The sequence below is a fragment of the Enterobacter sp. fkY84-1 genome (assembly GCF_052974705.1).
This window is the reverse complement of sequence record NZ_CP169393.1, coordinates 1,801,199-1,821,646: the sequence shown is the minus strand read 5'-3', so window position 1 is coordinate 1,821,646 and position 20,448 is coordinate 1,801,199. Positions and strand designations below refer to the sequence as shown.

The following is a 20,448-nucleotide window of genomic DNA, read 5'->3' as shown; positions in this document are numbered from 1 at the left end:
GGGGCATTGTCACCTTCCTCATGCTACTCTAGCAATTCCATCTGCTGTTCGTGCATTTGCTCCATTTTCTCCTGATGCCGCACATATCGTCTGATAATTTCCTCGTTCACACCGACAGTATCTACAAAGTATCCACGTGACCAAAAGTGGTTACCCCATTGAATCGCCACGGATAATCTAGACACTTCTGAGCCGTTGATAATATAGGTTTTCATATTCAGCCGGTGGCATCTGCTCGCTCGAACCATGCCGACGCTTACTGTTATAAAACATTTCGATATAATCAAAAATATCGCTTCTGGCTTCGTCTCTCGTTCCGTAGATCCTTTTCTTAATCCGTTCGCGTTTCAGTAGCTGGAAAAAGCTTTCCGCAACCGCGTTGTCGTGGCAGTTACCGCGACGACTCATGCTGCCTTCCAGACCGTGTGATTTCAGGAACGACTGCCACTCATGGCTCGTGTACTGACTACCCTGATCAGAGTGAACCAGTACCTGCTTTTGAGGATTACGCCTCCACACCGCCATAAGTAATGCGTTCAGGACAATCTCTTTTGTCATGCGGGGTTGCTTGACCAGCCGATAACTTTTCGGGAGAACAGGCCAACCACCACGGCCAGATACAGCCAGCCTTCGTGGGTTCGGATGTAGGTTATGTCCGTCACCCAACGCTCATCCGGTGAGTCCGGATTGAACTGCCGCTGGAGCCTGTTGGGTGTCACGATGCTGGCTTCGCCTTTACGTGCTCGTGGGCTACGGTACCCAACCTGAGCTTTTATTCCGGCACGCTTCATCAGCCGCCAGACCCGGTTCACTCCGCACTGCTGTCCGGTATCACGCAGATCGAGATGGATCTTGCGATAACCATAGACGCAGCCAGACTCAAGCCAGAACTGTTTGATTTGCCCGGTCAGCATCTGATCTGTCTGGTGACGCTGCGGATGTGGCTGCTGAAGCCAGAAATAAAATCCACTCGGATGGACATCCAGAACCCGACAGAGCAAACGAACAGGCCAGCAACGGCTGTTGTCGCGGATAAAGGCGTACCTCAGTCGGACAGCTTTGCGAAGTACGCCGCGGCTTTTTTTAATATGTCCCGTTCGTCCGTAACCCGCTTCAACTCTTTCTGAAGACGGCGGATCTCGGCCTGAGCATCTGACTGTTCATTATGAGTGGAAGAATCCGGGCCGTACTTCTTTATCCAGGCGTAAAGACTGTGAGTGGTGATATCGAGACGTGTTGCAACACTGGAAACAGAATGACCACGATCAACAACCTGTTTGACTGCTTCAATTTTAAACTCTTCAGGATAACGCTTACCGCTCATGGGCACCTCTCTTTAAGTCATCTTAAATGACTCTGAGGTGTCTGTTAAACCCGTGGCGATTCACATAGCTTCTTTCGTATATGTAGAAAACGATTGTAGAGCCTGATTGCACTGCGGCCTTTCAGATGCCCCATCAGGGTTGATATTGAGATTTTAGGTGGGACGATTACAACAAGATGTACATGATCTGGCTGAATATTTAGCTCCAGAACGTCACAATCTTTTATTCCGCAGAGAAGATTGTCCTGTAAAGCTCCTTACCCAGCTTATCTTTCAGGATCCTGAAGCGGTACTTTGGCGTCCAAACTATGTGGTATTTGCAACGCCAATATACATGTGATGAACTCCTGTAAAGCCCCATGTCGGTCTGTCTCCTTTTACTTGTGGTGAGTAAGCAGAGATATTCCGGCATGGGCATTCTTCAGGCTATAGCCTTACAGGATCAATCACCACCTCCCTAGGAGGTGGTTTAGGGGTGACAATAAAAAACGGGAACCCTCAGGCCCCCGCTCTTGTTTAACCCAGAAACTGGATTACATGTTCGCGATAATCGCGTCGCCAAACTCTGAACATTTCAGCAGTTTAGCGCCTTCCATCAGACGTTCGAAGTCATAGGTGACGGTTTTCGCGTTGATCGCGCCTTCCATACCTTTAACGATCAGGTCTGCGGCTTCGAACCATTCCATATGACGCAGCATCATCTCTGCGGACAGGATGATAGAGCCCGGGTTCACTTTGTCCTGGCCTGCGTATTTAGGTGCAGTACCGTGGGTCGCTTCGAACAGGGCGCACTCGTCACCGATGTTCGCGCCAGGGGCGATACCGATACCGCCAACCTGAGCTGCCAGGGCGTCAGAGATGTAGTCACCGTTCAGGTTCATACAGGCAATCACGTCGTATTCCGCAGGACGCAGCAGGATCTGCTGCAGGAACGCATCGGCGATCACATCTTTAATGACGATCTCTTTGCCGGTGTTCGGGTTTTTGATCTTCTGCCATGGGCCGCCGTCGATCAGCTCACCGCCGAACTCTTCTTTCGCCAACTGGTAGCCCCAGTCTTTGAACGCGCCTTCGGTGAACTTCATGATGTTGCCTTTGTGAACCAGGGTCACAGAGTCACGGTCGTTGGTGATCGCATATTCGATGGCCGCGCGCACCAGACGCTTGGTCCCTTCTTCGGAGCACGGCTTAATGCCGATACCGCAATGCTCAGGGAAGCGAATTTTCTTCACGCCCATCTCTTCGCGCAGGAATTTAATCACTTTCTCTGCATCAGCAGAGTCCGCTTTCCATTCGATACCCGCGTAGATGTCTTCTGAGTTTTCGCGGAAGATGACCATGTCGGTCAGTTCTGGGTGCTTAACCGGGCTTGGGGTGCCCTGATAGTAACGAACCGGACGCAGACAGACGTACAGGTCCAGCTCCTGACGCAGTGCCACGTTCAGGGAACGGATGCCGCCGCCAACTGGCGTCGTCAGTGGGCCTTTGATAGCAACGCGGTAGTCGCGGATCAGGTCCAGCGTTTCGGCTGGCAGCCAGACGTCCTGGCCATAAACTTGCGTCGATTTCTCACCGGTGTAAATTTCCATCCAGGAAATTTTACGCTCGCCTTTGTAGGCTTTCTCAACAGCGGCATCAACCACTTTCAGCATTGCCGGGGTAACGTCTACACCGATACCATCACCTTCGATGAATGGAATGATCGGATTGTGAGGAACGTTAATCTTGCCGTTTTGCAGGGTGATCTTTTTACCTTCCGCCGGAACAACTACTTTGCTTTCCATTAACCTCTCCTTCGAGCGCTTCTGGTTGTTACTGATCTTATGTTAATAAATTGTAATGAGCCCTTCGATAGTACCTGATTGTCCGACGCCATGAAAGGTCTTCGTTATTAGGCTATAATGCGGCAATTGATAACGCCTGAAAATACCATGAAGAAAACTTCTTTTACAAAACACCGGGTTGAGCGATTCAGCTCGCGACAAGCCGCCAGACGACCGCAAGAAACCCAGCCAAAGCGGGTGATTCTGTTCAATAAACCCTACGATGTTTTGCCGCAGTTCACCGATGAAGCCGGACGCAGCACGCTTAAGGACTACATCCCAGTTCAGGGGGTCTACGCGGCCGGGCGTCTGGACCGCGACAGCGAAGGCCTGCTGGTCTTGACCAACGACGGCGCGCTGCAGGCGAAACTCACACAGCCGGGGAAACGCACCGGCAAAATTTACTTCGTCCAGGTAGAAGGCGAGCCGGATGACGAGACGCTGGAAAAATTGCGCAAAGGCGTCACGCTCAACGACGGTCCCACCCTGCCGGCAGGTATTGAACGCGTGAATGAACCGGCGTGGCTGTGGCCGCGTAACCCGCCTATCCGCGAACGCAAATCCATTCCGACAAGCTGGCTTAAAATCACCCTTTATGAAGGCCGCAACCGCCAGGTTCGGCGCATGACCGCACACATCGGCTTCCCCACCCTGCGCCTGATTCGTTACGCCATGGGCAACTACACCCTGGAAACGCTGGCAAACGGTGAATGGCGGGACGTTACCTCTTAAGGAGTCACTATGTTTAAACCTCATGTCACGGTAGCCTGCGTGGTCCACGCCCGGGGGAAATTCCTTGTTGTCGAAGAGAGCATTAACGGCAAAGCGCTGTGGAACCAGCCTGCCGGGCACCTTGAAGCCAATGAGACCCTCCTGCAGGCGGCAAAACGCGAGCTGTGGGAAGAGACCGGTATTCACGCCGAGCCCCAGCACTTCATCCGTATGCACCAGTGGATTGCGCCCGACCACACGCCGTTCCTGCGTTTTTTATTTGCCGTTGAGCTTAGCGAAACGTGCGCCACTGAACCGCAGGATGACGATATCGATCGCTGCCTGTGGGTCACCGCCGACGAGATCCTGAACGCGCCAAACCTGCGCTCGCCGCTGGTTGCGGAAAGCATCCGCTGCTGGCAGTCAGGCGCACGCCTGCCGCTGGATGTCATCGGCGCATTTAACTGGCCGTTTACAGAGGGTGCCAATGGTGGGGGGGCGTGTTAGAATACGCCGCCTTGAAGTTCAATGTCGTGAGTATTCCATGTCAGATAACAGCCAGAAAAAAGTGATCGTCGGCATGTCCGGCGGTGTCGATTCCTCCGTTTCCGCCTACCTGTTACAGCAACAGGGCTATAAGGTGGAGGGCCTGTTCATGAAGAACTGGGAGGAAGATGACGGCGAGGAATACTGCACTGCCGCAGCGGATCTCGCCGATGCGCAGGCCGTGTGCGATAAGCTCGGCATTGAACTGCATACCGTTAACTTTGCCGCAGAATACTGGGACAACGTGTTTGAACTGTTCCTTGAAGAGTACAAAGCGGGCCGCACGCCGAACCCGGATATTCTGTGCAACAAAGAGATCAAATTTAAGGCCTTCCTGGAATTCGCCGCGGAAGATCTGGGCGCAGACTACATTGCGACCGGTCACTACGTGCGTCGGGCAGACGTGAATGGTAAAAGCCAGCTGCTGCGCGGTCTGGACGGCAACAAAGATCAAAGCTATTTCCTCTATACGCTGAGCCACGAGCAAATCGCCCAGAGCCTGTTCCCGGTCGGCGAGCTGGAAAAGCCGCAGGTGCGTAAAATCGCCGAAGAGCTGGACCTGATCACCGCGAAGAAAAAAGACTCTACCGGCATCTGCTTCATCGGCGAGCGCAAATTCCGCGATTTCCTCGGACGTTACCTGCCCGCACAGCCGGGTAAAATTGTCACCGTCGACGGGGAAGAGATTGGCCAGCATCAGGGGCTGATGTACCACACCTTAGGCCAGCGTAAAGGCCTGGGTATCGGCGGGACGAAAGAAGGTAGCGAAGATCCGTGGTACGTGGTCGACAAAGATGTCGAAAACAATATTCTGGTTGTTGCTCAGGGTCACGACCATCCGCGTCTGATGTCCGTTGGCCTGATCGCGCAGCAGCTGCACTGGGTCGATCGTGAGCCGCTGAAAGGCACGCTGCGCTGCACGGTGAAAACACGCTACCGTCAGACCGATATTCCTTGCACCGTTACCGCGCTTGATGACGACCGCATTGACGTGCGCTTCGACGAGCCGGTCGCCGCCGTCACCCCGGGTCAGTCCGCTGTCTTCTACAGCGGCGAAATCTGCCTGGGCGGCGGGATCATTGAACAGCGCCTGCCGCTGCCCGCTGTTTAACAGCGTTTGCACACATAAAGGAGACCGTGTGGCGAAGAACTACTATGACATCACCCTGGCCCTGGCGGGAATTTGCCAGTCAGCCCGTCTGGTGCAACAGCTGGCGCATCAGGGTCATTGCGACGCTGATGCCCTGCACGTTTCACTCAATAGCGTTATCGACCTCAACCCCGGTTCGACCCTGGGCGTGTTCGGTGGCAGTGAAACCAATCTTCGTCTCGGTCTTGAAACCCTGCTTGGCGTGCTTAACGCCAGCAGCCGTCAGGGGTTAAACGCAGAGCTGACCCGCTACACGTTGAGCCTGATGGTGCTGGAGCGTAAGCTGAGCGCAGCAAAAGGCGCGCTTAATACCCTGGGCGATCGCATTGCCGGGTTACAGCGTCAGCTTGACCATTTTGACCTGCAGTCCGACACGCTGCTGAGCGCCATGGCCGGCATTTATGTTGACGTCATCAGCCCGCTGGGCCCACGGATTCAGGTCACCGGCTCCCCTGCCGTGCTGCAAAGCCCGCAGGTACAGGCAAAAGTACGCGCCTCCCTGCTGGCAGGGATCCGTGCCGCCGTGCTGTGGCACCAGGTTGGCGGTGGCCGCCTGCAGTTAATGTTTTCTCGTAATCGCCTGACCACTCAGGCAAAACAAATTCTTGCTCATTGTTAACCTCCCGGAGTTGCGAATTATGGAATTATCCTCACTGACCGCCGTATCCCCTGTCGATGGACGCTACGGCGATAAAGTCAGCGCGCTGCGCGGGATCTTCAGCGAATATGGTTTGCTGAAGTTCCGTGTTCAGGTTGAAGTACGCTGGCTGCAAAAGCTGGCCGCCCAGGCAGCAATCAAGGAAGTTCCTGCTTTTGACGAAAAGGCAAACGATTACCTTGATAAAATCGTTGCCGAGTTTAGCGAACAAGACGCCGCGCGCATTAAAACCATTGAGCGCACCACCAATCACGACGTGAAGGCGGTTGAGTACTTCCTGAAGGAGAAAGTGGAAAGCGTTCCTGCGCTGCACGCCGTGTCTGAGTTCATCCACTTCGCCTGTACCTCCGAAGACATCAACAACCTCTCTCATGCGCTGATGCTCTCCACCGCGCGCAAAGAGGTGGTGCTGCCTTACTGGCGTAAAATCATCGACGCGGTGAAAGCGCTGTCCGTGGAATACCGCGACATTCCGCTACTCTCCCGTACCCACGGCCAGCCAGCCACCCCATCCACGATGGGTAAAGAGATGGCGAACGTCGCGTACCGTATGGAGCGCCAGTACCGTCAGCTGGAACAGGTTGAAATTCTGGGCAAAATCAACGGCGCGGTCGGTAACTATAACGCCCACATCGCCGCGTATCCGGAAGTGGACTGGCACCAGTTCAGCGAAGAGTTCGTGACCTCGCTGGGCATTCAGTGGAACCCGTACACCACCCAGATTGAGCCGCACGACTATATTGCGGAGCTGTTTGACTGCATCGCGCGCTTTAACACCATCCTGATCGACTTCGATCGTGACGTGTGGGGCTACATCGCCCTGAACCACTTCAAGCAGAAAACCATCGCCGGTGAAATCGGCTCTTCCACCATGCCGCACAAAGTGAACCCGATCGACTTCGAAAACTCCGAAGGTAACCTGGGTCTGGCGAACGCCGTGCTGCAGCATATGGCGAGCAAACTGCCGGTATCCCGCTGGCAGCGCGACCTGACCGACTCCACCGTACTGCGTAACCTGGGCGTGGGCATCGGCTACGCGCTGATCGCGTATCAGTCCACGCTGAAAGGCGTGAGCAAGCTGGAAGTGAACCGCGATCGTCTGCTGGACGAACTGGATCACAACTGGGAAGTGCTGGCGGAGCCGATTCAGACCGTGATGCGTCGTTACGGCATCGAAAAACCGTACGAGAAGCTGAAAGAGCTGACCCGCGGCAAACGCGTTGATGCCGAAGGTATGAAGCAGTTTATCGACGGCCTGGCGCTGCCGGAAGAAGAGAAAACCCGCCTGAAGGCGATGACTCCGGCGAACTACATTGGCCGCGCCATCACCATGGTTGACGAGCTGAAGTAATCTCCTCTCCCCCCTTTCCGCCCGGAAAGGGGGTTGCTTTTCCCCGGTTTACTCAATGTTTATCCCCACAGCAACATAATCAGCGTTAAACTATTCATACTATTTATTCTGGGAGAAAAGATGATGCGCGTACTGGTTGTTGAGGATAACGCATTGCTACGCCATCACCTGAAGGTTCAGCTTCAGGAGATGGGACATCAGGTGGACGATGCTGAAGATGCAAAAGAAGCCGATTATTATCTCAATGAACACCTGCCGGATATCGCCATTGTCGATTTAGGGTTGCCTGACGAAGACGGCCTGTCGTTGATTCGTCGCTGGCGCAGCCACGATGTTTCCCTGCCGGTTCTGGTGTTGACCGCTCGTGAAGGCTGGCAGGATAAGGTTGAAGTGCTCAGCGCGGGTGCGGATGATTACGTCACTAAGCCGTTCCATATTGAAGAGGTGGCGGCCCGCATGCAGGCGCTGCTCCGTCGCAACAGCGGGCTGGCGTCGCAGGTTATTTCCATCCCGCCTTTCCAGGTCGATCTCTCCCGCCGCGAGCTCTCAATTAACGATGAAGTCATCAAGCTGACCGCATTCGAATATACGATTATGGAAACGCTGATCCGCAACAGCGGCAAGGTGGTGAGTAAAGATTCTTTAATGCTTCAGCTCTACCCTGACGCTGAACTGCGCGAGAGCCATACCATTGACGTGCTGATGGGACGACTGCGTAAGAAAATTCAGGCCCAGTACCCGCAGGATGTGATTACCACCGTCCGCGGTCAGGGCTACCTGTTTGAATTACGCTAAATGAGACGGATTTTGCGTCATCTTCTGCCCCTCTCACTGCGGGTTCGTTTTTTACTGGCAACGGCTGCGGTGGTGCTGGTGCTGTCGCTCTCCTACGGCATGGTCGCCCTGGTGGGGTACAGCGTCAGCTTCGATAAAACGACCTTTCGTCTCTTACGCGGCGAAAGCAATCTGTTTTATACCCTGGCGAAATGGGAAGACAACCGAATCACCGTCGAAATGCCGGAAAACCTTAATCAGCAAAGCCCCACCCTCGCCCTGATTTACAACGAAAAGGGGAAGCTGCTGTGGGCGCAGCGCGACATTCCGTGGCTGGTTAAAAGCATTCGTCCGGAGTGGCTTAAAACCAACGGGTTTCACGAAATTGAAGCCGATCTCAACACCACCAGCTCGCTGATCCGTGAAGATCGTTCCCTGCAGCAAAAGCTGAACGAGATCCGCGCAGACGACGCCGAAACGGAGATGACGCACTCCGTTGCGATCAACCTTTATCCGGCGACGCTAAACATGCCGCAGCTGACCATCGTGGTGATCGACACCATTCCGGTCGAGCTGAAGCGTTCTTATATGGTCTGGAGCTGGTTCATCTACGTTCTGGCGGCAAATCTGCTGCTGGTGATCCCGCTGCTGTGGATAGCGGCGTGGTGGAGCTTGCGCCCCATTGAATCACTGGCGAAAGAGGTTCGCGAGCTGGAAGAACATCATCGCGAAAAGCTTAATCCGGAAACCACCCGCGAGCTCACCAGCCTGGTGCGAAACCTCAACCGCCTGCTGAAAAGTGAACGCGAACGCTATGATAAATACCGTACGACGCTTACCGATCTGACGCACAGCCTGAAAACCCCGCTCGCGGTGATGCAAAGCACCCTGCGTTCCATGCGCAGTTCGAAGCTGAGCGTCGACGATGCCGAGCCGGTGATGCTGGAGCAGATCAGCCGTATTTCCCAGCAAATTGGCTATTACCTCCACCGCGCCAGCATGCGTTCCGGCAGCGCCCTGCTGAGCCGCGAGCTGCATCCGGTCGCCCCGCTTCTGGATAACCTCACGTCCGCCCTCAACAAGGTGTATCAGCGTAAAGGGGTGAATATCAGCCTCGATATCTCGCCCGAGATCAGCTTTGTGGGTGAAAAAAATGACTTCATGGAAGTGATGGGCAACCTGCTGGATAACGCCTGCAAATACTGTCTGGAGTTCGTGGAAGTGTCGGCGCGGCAGACGGATAACGAACTGCATATCATCGTGGAGGATGATGGCCCGGGGATCCCGCGCAATAAACGTGATGTGGTGTTCGATCGCGGTCAGCGCGCCGATACGCTACGTCCTGGCCAGGGCGTTGGATTAGCCGTCGCCCGGGAGATTGTCGACCAGTATGACGGGAAAATCGAAACCAGCGAAAGTTTGCTGGGCGGCGCGCGAATGGAGGTCATTTTTGGTCGCCAGCAGCCGACATCGAACGATAGTTAACCCGTTATGTGAAAAATGCGAGGATCTCGCAGCCGGGGGGCTGAGCTTCCGTTATAATCCGAGTCAGTAAGAGCCTGCGGAATAAAAAAATATGGATTATCACTTAACGCTTAACTGGCCCGAGTTTATTGAACGTTACTGGCAAAAACGCCCGGTCGTTCTGAAACGCGGGTTCAGCAATTTTGTCGACCCTATCTCGCCTGACGAGCTGGCCGGTCTGGCCATGGAAAACGAAGTCGACAGCCGCCTGGTCAGCCACCAGGACGGGAAATGGCAGGTTAGCCACGGTCCTTTCGAAAGCTACGATCATCTCGGTGAAAACAACTGGTCGCTGCTGGTACAGGCGGTCAACCACTGGCACGAGCCGACGGCCGCATTAATGCGTCCGTTCCGCGCCCTGCCCGACTGGCGCATGGACGATCTGATGATCTCCTTCTCCGTACCGGGCGGCGGCGTAGGCCCGCATCTGGACCAGTACGATGTGTTCATCATTCAGGGTACGGGCCGCCGCCGCTGGCGCGTGGGCGAAAAAGTGCCGATGAAGCAGCACTGCCCGCATCCGGACCTGCTTCAGGTTGATCCGTTTGAAGGGATTATCGACGAAGAGCTGGAGCCGGGCGACATTCTCTACATCCCGCCGGGATTCCCTCACGAAGGTTACTCCCTGGAGAATTCCCTCAACTACTCCGTCGGGTTCCGCGCGCCAAGCGGCCGCGAGATGATCAGCGGATTTGCCGACTATGTTCTGCAGCGCGAGCTGGGCAGCTATCGTTATAGCGATCCCGACGTGCCTGCGCGTGAGCACCCGGCAGACATCCTGCCTGCGGAGCTGGATAAGCTGCGCGGCATGATGCTGGATCTCATCAACGAGCCGGAACATTTCCGTCAGTGGTTTGGCGAGTTCATCAGCCAGTCCCGCCACGAGCTGGACGTTGCGCCTCCGGAGCCGCCGTATCAGGCGGACGAGATTTACGATGCGCTTCAGCAAGGCGACAAGCTGACGCGCCTGGGCGGGTTGCGCGTGCTGCGCATTGGTGAGGACGTGTTCGTCAACGGCGAGAAGCTGGACTCTCCGCATCGTCCGGCGCTGGAAGCGATTGCCAGCCATCTGGTGCTGACTGCGGATACCTTTGGCGATGCGCTGGAAGACCCGTCCTTCCTCGCGATGCTGGCCGCGCTGGTCAACAGCGGGTACTGGTTCTTTGAGGACTGAGTCGCTTTAGTGCCCGGTGGCGCTGCGCTTACCGGGCCTACGGGATCGAGCTTTTGTAGGCCGGGTAAGGCGTAGCCGCCACCCGGCTTTTCACTTCCGCTCCCCCGCGGCAAAATCCTCAATCTCTCCTGTCCAATCCACCGGATACAACCCTTCAGCCACGTCCCGATGAAACGTTGAATACGGCCAGTCGCTGACTTTACCCACATAGCCGTGCTTCAGCGGATTGACATAAATGTAATCCACATGCCGCCGGTAGTCCTCTTCGTTGCGGATAGTGTGCTCCCAGAATCGTGGCTGCCAGATATAGCGCATGTCGATGCTGCGGCTGAATGTCTTTTTGACATCCCGCCAGCGGGCGGAAAAATCACTGTCCCCGTCCGGTAGGGTCCAGATACAGTGCATATGTTCAGGCAAAATAACCCACGCGTTGATGGTGAAGGGCTTCGCACGCTTAACCGTTGAGGTGGCGGAACGGAGGTTATCGATATGGCGGGTAAGCAAATCGCTCTGACGGTTTTGCAGGTTAACGGTGAAAAACCAGGTGCCACCGGGGACGTAATGGCGACGGTAGTTTGACATGGGCACTCCTTGCCTCATTGCCGGGTGGCGGCTTTGCCTTACCCGGCCTACATTCGGATCGTAGGCCCGGTAAGCGCAGCGCCACCGGGCATTTTTTAGCGTTTAGCGGTCAACTCCGCGATCCGCACTATCACCTTCACCGCCTTTTCCATCCCTTCCAGCGTCACAAACTCATGTTTACCGTGGTAGTTATAGCCACCGGTAAACAGGTTCGGGCACGGTAGTCCCATAAACGACAGCTGAGAACCGTCGGTACCGCCGCGAATCGGCTTCAGCTGCGGTTCAATATCGCAGTCGCGCATCGCCTGCTGGGCGATATCGAGAATATGCGGATGGGCCATCACCTTCTCGCGCATATTGTAATAGCTGTCTTCGATGATGAGCTCGATATAGCAGTCAGGATGCAGGCCCTTGCCCACCTTCTTGGCGATCTCCATCATCTTACGCTTGCGCGCCTCAAAGGCTTTACGGTCAAAATCGCGGATGATGTAGTGCATCTGCGCGCTGTCCACGGTGCCTTTGATGCTGGTCAGGTGATAGAAACCTTCATACCCTTCGGTCTGTTCGGGGCTCTCTTCCGCCGGGACTTCTGCATGAATACGCGACGCCAGCGACAGCGCGTTGACCATGACGCCTTTGGCAGAGCCTGGGTGAACGTTGTTGCCGACAATTTTGATCGTGACTGACGCGGCATTGAAGTTTTCATACTCCAGCTCACCGACGCCGCCACCGTCGACGGTGTAGGCCCACTGGGCGTTAAAGGCGTCCACGTCGAAGTGCTTCGCGCCCTTGCCGACCTCTTCATCCGGCGTAAAGGCCACGCGGATATCGCCGTGCGGAATATCGTTGCCCTTCAGCACCGCCAGCGCCGTCATGATCTCCGCGATGCCCGCTTTGTCATCCGCCCCCAGCAGCGTTTTACCATCGGTGGTGATCAGCGTCTGACCGAGCAGCTGGTGCAGCACCGGGAACATCACGGGCGAGAGCACTTCGTCGCCAATGCCCAGCGCAATGTCGCCGCCGCGGTAGTTTTCAACAATCTGCGGGTTCACATGTTTACCGCTAAAATCCGGAGAGGTGTCGACATGGGAGATAAAGCCAATCGCCGGAATGTCGCCTGGGACATTCGCCGGCAGCGTTCCCATCACAGTGCCTTTCTCGCTTAACGTGACGTTGACCAGCCCCATGGCGTCAAGCTGCTCTTTAAGCAGGTTTAATAGCTTCCACTGGCCTTCGGTGCTCGGCACCTGGCGAACACCCGGCTTAGATTGGGTATCCAGCGAAACGTACTGTAAAAAACGCTCAAGTAATTTATCCATGCAGTCACCCTCACTTTTTGTGACAACATTATCAATAAGCATCAAAACGCAAATATTGCGTCAGGTCACTTTTATCCCGCAAACGAGAATATTTTCCGTTTATATCGTTGTGCGTTAGTAAATGTAGCTTATGAATCAGTGACAAGGATTGGCGATTGCGGGGGATTGCCGTAGAATGTCCGCCCTCATTACGAGTCACCAAGGTGGTTACACACAAACCCCGCTTCAGTCTGCTGCCTGAGGCGTCTATATGGGACAGCGCAAAAATTGAATACACAATCCCGTTCACGTTCACCGCTGGTGCAACTGGAACGAATTCGTAAAAGTTTTGATGGCAAAGACGTCATATCCGACCTCACTCTCACCATCAATGACGGTGAGTTTCTGACGCTGCTTGGCCCCTCCGGCTGCGGCAAAACCACCGTACTGCGCCTTATCGCCGGGCTGGAGAGCGTCGATAACGGCCATATCCATCTTGAAAGTCAGGACATCACCCAGGTTCCCGCCGAAGACCGCCACGTCAACACTGTCTTTCAGAGCTATGCCCTCTTCCCGCACATGACCGTGTTTGAAAACGTGGCGTTTGGCCTGCGGATGCAAAAAACCCCGGCGAGTGAGATCGAACCGCGCGTCACCGAAGCCCTGCGCATGGTGCAGCTCGAGACGTTTGCCCAGCGAAAACCGCATCAGCTTTCCGGCGGCCAGCAGCAGCGCGTGGCCATCGCCCGCGCCGTGGTCAACAAGCCGCGTCTGCTCCTGCTGGATGAATCCCTCTCCGCGCTGGATTACAAGCTGCGCAAGCAGATGCAGAACGAGCTTAAAGCCCTGCAGCGCAAGCTCGGCATTACCTTTGTCTTCGTCACCCACGACCAGGAAGAAGCCCTGACCATGTCCGACCGCATCGTGGTGATGCGCGACGGCAAAATCGAGCAGGACGGCACGCCGCGTGAAATCTACGAAGAGCCGAAAAATCTGTTTGTCGCCAGCTTCATTGGTGAGATCAATATCTTCGACGCCACGGTGATTGAGCGTCTGGACGACCAGCGCGTTCGCGCGTGCGTCGAAGGACGCGAGTGCGCTATCACGGTGAATTTCCCCGTCGAAAAGGGACAAAAGCTCAACGTTCTGCTGCGCCCGGAAGATCTGCGCGTCGATGAAATCCACGGCAATACCGAGGCCGAAGGGTTAATCGGCTATATCCGCGAGCGCAACTACAAAGGGATGACGCTGGAGTCTGTCGTCGAGCTGGAGAACGGCAAAATGGTGATGGTCAGCGAGTTCTTTAACGAGGACGACCCGGACTTCGACCACTCTCTCGACCAGAAAATGGTTATCAACTGGGTAGAAAGCTGGGAGGTTGTACTGGCTGATGAAGAACACAAGTAAGTTCCAGAATGTGGTGATTGCTACGATCGTCGGTTGGCTTGTGTTGTTTGTCTTTTTACCCAACCTGATGATCATCGCCACCAGCTTCCTGACCCGTGACGACGCAAACTTCGTTTCGCTGGTTTTTACGCTGGACAACTACGCGCGCCTGCTCGATCCGCTCTATTTTGACGTGCTGCTGCATTCGCTCAATATGGCGCTGATTGCCACCATTGCCTGCCTGGTGCTGGGTTATCCGTTCGCATGGTTCCTCGCGGGTCTGCCGCAAAAGGTGCGTCCGCTGCTGTTGTTTCTGCTGATTGTGCCGTTCTGGACCAACTCGCTGATTCGCATCTACGGGCTGAAAATCTTCCTCAGCACCAAAGGCTACCTCAATGAATTTCTGCTGTGGCTGGGGGTGATTGATACGCCGATCCGCATCATGTTTACCCCGAGCGCGGTAATTGTGGGTCTGGTCTATATCCTGCTGCCGTTTATGGTGATGCCGCTCTACTCCAGCATTGAGAAGCTGGATAAACCGCTGCTGGAAGCGGCAAAAGATCTGGGTGCCAGCAAGTTCCAGACCTTTATCCGCATTATCATTCCGCTGACCATGCCCGGCATTATCGCGGGCTGTCTACTGGTCATGCTTCCGGCCATGGGTCTGTTCTACGTTTCGGACCTGATGGGTGGCGCGAAAAACCTGCTGATCGGGAATGTGATCAAGAGTCAGTTCCTCAACATTCGCGACTGGCCGTTCGGCTCCGCCACCAGCATTACGTTGACGGTGGTGATGGGTCTGATGCTGCTGGTTTACTGGCGCGCCTCACGGCTGCTGAACAAGAAGGTGGAACTCGAATGATCGGTCGACTGCTTCGCGGCGGTTTTATGACCGCCATTTACGCTTACCTGTATATCCCGATCATTATTTTGATCGTGAACTCGTTTAACAGCTCGCGCTTTGGGATTAACTGGCAGGGCTTTACCACCGACTGGTACAGCCTGCTGATGAACAATGACAGCCTGCTGCAGGCCGCTCAGCACTCGCTGACGATGGCGATCTTCTCCGCCACCTTCGCCACGCTGATTGGATCCCTGACCGCCGTGGCGCTCTATCGCTATCGCTTTCGCGGTAAGCCGTTCGTCAGCGGCATGCTGTTTGTGGTGATGATGTCGCCGGACATCGTGATGGCGATTTCGCTGCTGGTGCTGTTTATGCTGCTGGGCGTACAGCTTGGCTTCTGGTCGCTGCTGTTTTCCCATATCACCTTCTGCCTGCCGTTTGTGGTGGTGACCGTCTTTGCGCGCCTGAAAGGGTTCGACGTGCGCATGCTGGAGGCGGCGAAAGATCTGGGCGCCAGCGAAGTGACCATCCTGCGCAAAATCATCCTGCCGCTGGCGATGCCCGCCGTGGCGGCCGGATGGCTGCTGAGCTTTACCCTGTCGATGGATGACGTGGTGGTCTCCTCCTTCGTGACCGGGCCGAGCTATGAAATTCTGCCGTTGAAAATTTATTCGATGGTGAAAGTCGGCGTTTCACCTGAGGTGAACGCGCTGGCGACCATTCTGCTGGTGTTTTCGCTGGTTCTGGTGATCGCCAGCCAGGTTATTGCTCGTGATAAAACAAAATCTCAGGGGACAATGAAATGAAAAAAATGCTCGCCGCTGCGGCGCTGGTGCTTGGTATGGGTGCCGCACACGCTGATGACAGCAAAACGCTCTACTTCTACAACTGGACCGAGTACGTGCCGCCGGGCCTGCTGGAGCAGTTCACCAAGGAGACGGGCATCAAGGTGATCTACTCGACCTACGAGTCGAATGAAACCATGTACGCCAAGCTCAAAACCTACAAAGATGGCGCGTACGATCTGGTGGTTCCGTCCACCTATTTTGTCGACAAAATGCGCAAAGAAGGCATGATCCAGAAGATCGACAAAACGAAGCTAACCCATTTTTCAAACCTCGATCCGGAGATGCTCAACAAGCCGTTTGACCCAAATAACGACTACTCCATTCCGTATATCTGGGGGGCAACCGCGATTGGCGTTAACAGCGAGGCCGTCGATCCGAAATCGGTGACAAGCTGGGCCGATCTGTGGAAACCGCAATACAAAGGCAGCCTGCTGTTGACCGACGACGCGCGCGAAGTCTTCCAGGTGGCGCTGCGCAAGCTTGGCTACTCTGGCAACACGACGGATCCTAAAGAGATTGAAGCGGCATATGCCGAGCTGAAAAAGCTGATGCCTAACGTGGCGGCATTCAACTCTGATAACCCGGCAAACCCGTATATGGAAGGCGAAGTAAACCTGGGGATGGTGTGGAACGGCTCCGCGTATGTGGCCCGCCAGGCCGGTACGCCGCTTGAGGTAGTCTGGCCAAAAGAAGGCGGGATCTTCTGGATGGACAGCCTCTCCATTCCGGCTAACGCGAAAAATGTGGATGGGGCGCTGAAGCTGATTAACTTCCTGCTGCGCCCGGACGTGGCGAAACAGGTTGCCGAGACGATTGGCTACCCGACGCCAAACCTGGCCGCACGCAAGCTGCTGAAGCCTGAAGTGGCTAACGATAAGTCGCTCTACCCGGATGCGGAAACCATCAGCAAAGGTGAGTGGCAGAACGATGTCGGCGACGCCAGCCGCCTCTATGAAGAGTATTACCAGAAGTTAAAAGCGGGCCGCTAACCGGTATCGCGCTCTTCCTCACGCCGCCTGCGCGGCGTGAGGAAGGATTAACTGACCGTATTCTCTCCAGCCCAGAGCGTCGCCTTTCGCATCGCCTCAACCACCTCTTCATCTGACAGGCCCAGCGCCTGACGAACCCGGGTCGCCTCGTCCCACCGCTGCTGTTCATAGTAACGGCAGAGGTTAATCATGTCGGCTAACCGTCCCTCCTGGTGGCACAGCGCGTTGCTCACGCTCTGCGGTACCGCAATTTGCTTCATCAGCTCTGCCATCGGAAGCTCCAGGAGGGTATCGAGCAGAGAAAACAGGCCGCACATGAACGCATTTTCAGCCAGAGTAGGTTCGTTCATCGTCTCAGCTAGCAGTTCGCAAAATTTGCCGCGCATCATGCTCAGCGGGTAAAGCTCGCTGACGGTGTCATTGCCCGCACTGGCGAGGACCACGACGGCAACAAACCGTCGGAGCTGGTTTTCGCCAAGATACCTGAGCACCTCGCTCAGGGTTAACTTGCTGAAATTACAGGCGCCGACATGCTTAAACGCCGTATGCTTCATATAGCGCATGATTTTATAAGAGAGCGTGAGATCGGTTTTTATCAACGACTCGATGATTCGAAAATCAGGTTTATTGCGTCCGACCTCCATTTGCAGCCGAAAAATCGCCAGCTGATTTTGCGACAGCCGTTTATATTTAATGACCTCCGGACGGCAGAAAAAATAGCCCTGAAAAAGGGAAAATCCCTCGTTTCTGTATTGGTTGAATTCCTCTTTAGTCTCAATTTTTTCAGCAAGATATTTAATATGACCGGTCAGATGTTTACGTACTTTCAGATACGCTTTAATTTGCGCTAAGGTATAATTTCTGACGTCAAATTTCAGGATTGAAATATAGGGTAAAAAAACATCCCATTCTGGCGCAAGGGTGAAATCATCAAGCGCAAACTGATAGCCGTGCGCATTCATCTCCCTGACGGCCTGCAGCAGTTCGGCCCCCGGCACAGCATCTTCAAGGATTTCAATCACCACGCTCTCTTTATCAAGCGCTTCTCCACTGCGGTCAATAACCATCCTTGAAGGGAAATTAATAAACGACGTATGTGCCCCGGCAATGCGCTGGGACGGCACACATAAGAACTGATCTGATATCATCCTGGACGTGGCATATTCTGCCGACACATCCGGAAAACGATTTGTCATCCCGTCTCTGAAAAGCAGCTCATAGGCTACGGTATTCATTTCAGGGTTAAAAATGGGTTGTCGCGCGATAAATCCGTACATATCCCATCCTCCTCTACCACTTTATATTTATTAGCATCCTCTTTCTACACGACGATAACGAGTTTTATCGAGCACTATTTTGATTGAATGCACAAAATAAAAGCATCCACACTAATTAACGGGAATTAATCGTCTGGATTTAAATTAAATATATCCTTCGCTCTACAGAAAGGGGATGAAATATCCGATAAGTACTTTGTGCCTGCCCGACATGCACGACATTACGGGAGATGAGAATGAAAGACGCCATGGTCCGAAGACAAAAAATAAGAGTCAAGACGTTGATGCTATTGTCCATTTTCCTCACCGTGACGGTGGGCTTTACGGCAACGATCGGGTTTATGATGTGGCAATGGATGGCGCAGCAAGAGGTGCTGGCCAAAAACCATATTCGCCAGATAGCCGAGGTACAAGCTTTACAGGTCAGCAAACAGCTGGATTCTGCCCTGACTGCCGCCCGGGATATGGGCAACAGCGCCCTCGCGCTACGCGAAGCGGGCATTTCCGATCGCCAGAGCCTGAACCAGCTGCTCGTCCACTACCTCTCGGCTCACCCGTCGTTTCTCTCGATGTCGATGGCCTTTGAGCCCAACGCGTTTGACGATAAAGATGCCGTCTTTGCCGGTCAGAGCGGCGAAGATCCTGCCGGGCGCTACGCCCGCTACGTCGACCGCGATGCCACCGGCAAACCGACACTGCACCTGCTGACGGACATCGAAACGCCCGGCAGCGGCGATTACTATCTGTTGCCGAAACAGCGGCATAAAGATGTGATCATCGAACCCTATATTTACCCCTACAACGGCGTGGACGTGATGCTCACCTCAATTGCCGCCCCCATCATGCGTGACGGTCAGTTTCTGGGCTCAGTCACCTCTGACTTCTCGCTCGCCACGCTGCAGTCCATGATTGGCGCCATTAAACCGTGGAACGGCACAGGCTACGCCCTGCTCCTGTCTGCGGGCAATAACGTGGTGTCCAGCCCGGAAAAAGGTGCGGCAGGCAAGCCTTACGCGGGTCACATTGCAGGACATGACGTCACTCGGGTAAACGATCCGCTGCTGAAAGAAGAGGTGTTTATCACCTGGCAGGCGATCGCCGTCGGTAATAGCCAGACGCCGTGGAAACTCGCCATCATCACCCCGGTCAGCGAAGTGATGGCCGAAGCGCGCGCATTTTTACTGAAGGCCATCATCATGATGGTGTTAAGCATCGTTGCGGTTAGCCTGGTGATGGCCCAGATTTTTACCCGCAAGGTTGACCGTCCGGTGGGGGGAGAACCTTCCGAGGCCGCCGGGATCGCCCTGGCCGTCGCCCGCGGGGATCTGAACAACACCATCCCGGTGCGCTCCGGAGATACCCACAGCATTTTTTATGCCCTGCACACCATGCAGACGCAGCTCAAGCGCATCGTCGACAACATCAGCGAAGCCAGCCACTCCGTGCACGGCGGGACCAGCGAAATTTCGGCGGGCAACCTTGACCTCGCCTCGCGTACCGAGGAACAGGCGGCGGCGATTGTTGAAACCGCTGCCAGCATGGAAGAGATTTCGGTTACGGTGAAGAACAATGCCGATAACGCCCACAAGGCGACCACCCTGACCGATCGCGCTGCGACGCTCGCCGGACATGGAGAAACACTGGTGAACGACGTGGTCGTGGTGATCGGCGAGATTGATGAGAGCGCGCGCAAGATCGGTGAGATTAACAGTATCGTCGATGGCATCGCCTTCCAGACCAATATTCTGGCGCTGAATGCGGCCGTTGAAGCGGCGCGCGCAGGTGAACAGGGACGCGGTTTCGCGGTAGTCGCAGGTGAAGTACGCAACCTTGCCCAGCGAAGCGCTAACGCGGCCAAAGAGATCTCTCAGCTGATTGCCGAGTCCTCAGGCCGCGTCAGCAAAGGCGTCGAGCTGGTCAATGAGACCGGCGTAATGATGAAACAGGTGATTGAGGCGGTGTCGCACGTGCATCTGGTCATCAACGACATTGTTCAGGCGCTGGACGAGCAGAATCGGGGGATTAGCCAGGTCAGTACCGCCGTCAACCAGATGGACAGCACCACCCAGCAGAACGCTTCACTGGTTCAGCAGATCTCTGCGGCGGCGCTTTCGCTGGACGAGCAGGCTAAATCGCTGGAGAAGACGCTGGCCTTCTTTCATTCTTAAATAAAAAGGCACCCGCCCGGC

Annotated in this window: 17 protein-coding genes and 3 pseudogenes; 13 read left to right on the top strand and 7 right to left on the bottom strand. The window is 55.0% G+C overall.

Annotation, left to right across the window (positions count from 1 at the left end; all coding sequences use genetic code 11):
- Positions 1-23: 23 nt before the first annotated feature.
- From ACEPLT_RS08615 to icd, 4 genes and pseudogenes are all read right to left on the bottom strand, one after another.
- A pseudogene (locus ACEPLT_RS08615) lies at positions 24-158 on the bottom strand (transposase); the annotation flags it as partial.
- Positions 159-177: 19 nt separating this feature from the next.
- Positions 178-1,324, bottom strand: a pseudogene (locus ACEPLT_RS08610) (IS3 family transposase).
- Positions 1,325-1,392: 68 nt separating this feature from the next.
- Positions 1,393-1,685, bottom strand: a pseudogene (gene tnpA, locus ACEPLT_RS08605) (IS200/IS605 family transposase); the annotation flags it as partial.
- A gap of 172 nt (positions 1,686-1,857) precedes the next feature.
- The gene (icd, locus tag ACEPLT_RS08600; protein ID WP_023292761.1) at positions 1,858-3,108 is read right to left on the bottom strand and encodes an NADP-dependent isocitrate dehydrogenase; all 1,251 of its coding nucleotides are present in this window, start codon (positions 3,106-3,108) and stop codon (positions 1,858-1,860) included.
- A gap of 117 nt (positions 3,109-3,225) precedes the next feature.
- Between icd and rluE the strand changes: the two genes are divergently transcribed.
- The 8 genes from rluE to ACEPLT_RS08560 all read left to right on the top strand — a co-directional run bounded on the left by rluE (position 3,226) and on the right by ACEPLT_RS08560 (position 11,035).
- Positions 3,226-3,879: a 23S rRNA pseudouridine(2457) synthase RluE gene (gene rluE / locus ACEPLT_RS08595; RefSeq protein WP_163342268.1), complete on the top strand. Its 654-nt coding sequence runs from the start codon at positions 3,226-3,228 to the stop codon at positions 3,877-3,879.
- A gap of 9 nt (positions 3,880-3,888) precedes the next feature.
- Positions 3,889-4,365 carry an NUDIX hydrolase gene (locus ACEPLT_RS08590; RefSeq protein ID WP_163342267.1) on the top strand — a complete coding sequence of 159 codons (477 nt, stop codon included), beginning with the start codon at positions 3,889-3,891 and terminating at the stop codon, positions 4,363-4,365.
- A 37-nt stretch (positions 4,366-4,402) separates the two neighbouring features.
- Complete coding sequence (mnmA, locus tag ACEPLT_RS08585; RefSeq protein ID WP_021241033.1) at positions 4,403-5,515, top strand: tRNA 2-thiouridine(34) synthase MnmA; 1,113 nt, start codon at positions 4,403-4,405, stop codon at positions 5,513-5,515.
- A gap of 28 nt (positions 5,516-5,543) precedes the next feature.
- Positions 5,544-6,173, top strand: coding sequence for a high frequency lysogenization protein HflD (gene hflD / locus ACEPLT_RS08580; RefSeq protein ID WP_008500756.1), 630 nt, complete (start codon positions 5,544-5,546; stop codon positions 6,171-6,173).
- Between the two features lie 19 nt (positions 6,174-6,192).
- Positions 6,193-7,563: an adenylosuccinate lyase gene (gene purB / locus ACEPLT_RS08575; RefSeq protein ID WP_008500757.1), complete on the top strand. Its 1,371-nt coding sequence runs from the start codon at positions 6,193-6,195 to the stop codon at positions 7,561-7,563.
- A 123-nt stretch (positions 7,564-7,686) separates the two neighbouring features.
- Positions 7,687-8,358, top strand: coding sequence for a two-component system response regulator PhoP (phoP, locus tag ACEPLT_RS08570; protein ID WP_025911763.1), 672 nt, complete (start codon positions 7,687-7,689; stop codon positions 8,356-8,358).
- Positions 8,359-9,822 carry a two-component system sensor histidine kinase PhoQ gene (gene phoQ / locus ACEPLT_RS08565; protein ID WP_008500759.1) on the top strand — a complete coding sequence of 488 codons (1,464 nt, stop codon included), beginning with the start codon at positions 8,359-8,361 and terminating at the stop codon, positions 9,820-9,822.
- A 91-nt stretch (positions 9,823-9,913) separates the two neighbouring features.
- Positions 9,914-11,035, top strand: a complete 1,122-nt coding sequence (locus tag ACEPLT_RS08560) for a ribosomal protein uL16 3-hydroxylase (protein ID WP_025911765.1) — start codon at positions 9,914-9,916, stop codon at positions 11,033-11,035.
- A gap of 90 nt (positions 11,036-11,125) precedes the next feature.
- Here the strand turns inward: ACEPLT_RS08560 and ACEPLT_RS08555 are convergent, their stop codons facing one another.
- Together ACEPLT_RS08555 and pepT are read right to left on the bottom strand one after the other, a co-directional pair.
- Complete coding sequence (locus tag ACEPLT_RS08555; protein ID WP_032674548.1) at positions 11,126-11,617, bottom strand: REP-associated tyrosine transposase; 492 nt, start codon at positions 11,615-11,617, stop codon at positions 11,126-11,128.
- A gap of 95 nt (positions 11,618-11,712) precedes the next feature.
- Positions 11,713-12,936 carry a peptidase T gene (gene pepT, locus ACEPLT_RS08550; RefSeq protein ID WP_032674547.1) on the bottom strand — a complete coding sequence of 408 codons (1,224 nt, stop codon included), beginning with the start codon at positions 12,934-12,936 and terminating at the stop codon, positions 11,713-11,715.
- Positions 12,937-13,173: 237 nt separating this feature from the next.
- Here pepT and potA point away from each other — a divergent pair, with 237 nt between their 5' ends.
- The 4 genes from potA to potD are packed head-to-tail and all read left to right on the top strand — an operon-like array spanning position 13,174 to position 16,982.
- Positions 13,174-14,322 (top strand): spermidine/putrescine ABC transporter ATP-binding protein PotA, encoded by a 1,149-nt coding sequence (gene potA, locus ACEPLT_RS08545; RefSeq protein ID WP_181367696.1) that lies wholly within the window; start codon positions 13,174-13,176, stop codon positions 14,320-14,322.
- On the top strand, positions 14,306-15,163 hold the full coding sequence (potB, locus tag ACEPLT_RS08540; protein ID WP_023292769.1) for a spermidine/putrescine ABC transporter permease PotB: 858 nt from the start codon (positions 14,306-14,308) through the stop codon (positions 15,161-15,163). Before potA ends, potB begins: the two co-directional genes overlap by 17 nt.
- Positions 15,160-15,951 (top strand): spermidine/putrescine ABC transporter permease PotC, encoded by a 792-nt coding sequence (potC, locus tag ACEPLT_RS08535; RefSeq protein WP_447088364.1) that lies wholly within the window; start codon positions 15,160-15,162, stop codon positions 15,949-15,951. The genes potB and potC overlap by 4 nt, the downstream gene beginning before the upstream one ends.
- Entirely contained in the window at positions 15,948-16,982 is a 1,035-nt protein-coding gene (potD, locus tag ACEPLT_RS08530) for a spermidine/putrescine ABC transporter substrate-binding protein PotD (protein ID WP_008500766.1), read from the top strand. The genes potC and potD overlap by 4 nt, the downstream gene beginning before the upstream one ends.
- 47 nt (positions 16,983-17,029) lie before the next feature.
- Here potD and ACEPLT_RS08525 read toward each other — a convergent pair whose 3' ends face one another.
- Entirely contained in the window at positions 17,030-18,259 is a 1,230-nt protein-coding gene (locus ACEPLT_RS08525; RefSeq protein ID WP_008500767.1) for an EAL and HDOD domain-containing protein, read from the bottom strand.
- Between the two features lie 236 nt (positions 18,260-18,495).
- Between ACEPLT_RS08525 and ACEPLT_RS08520 the strand changes: the two genes are divergently transcribed.
- Positions 18,496-20,427, top strand: coding sequence for a methyl-accepting chemotaxis protein (locus ACEPLT_RS08520; protein WP_232928397.1), 1,932 nt, complete (start codon positions 18,496-18,498; stop codon positions 20,425-20,427).
- The last annotated feature ends 21 nt before the right edge of the window (positions 20,428-20,448 follow it).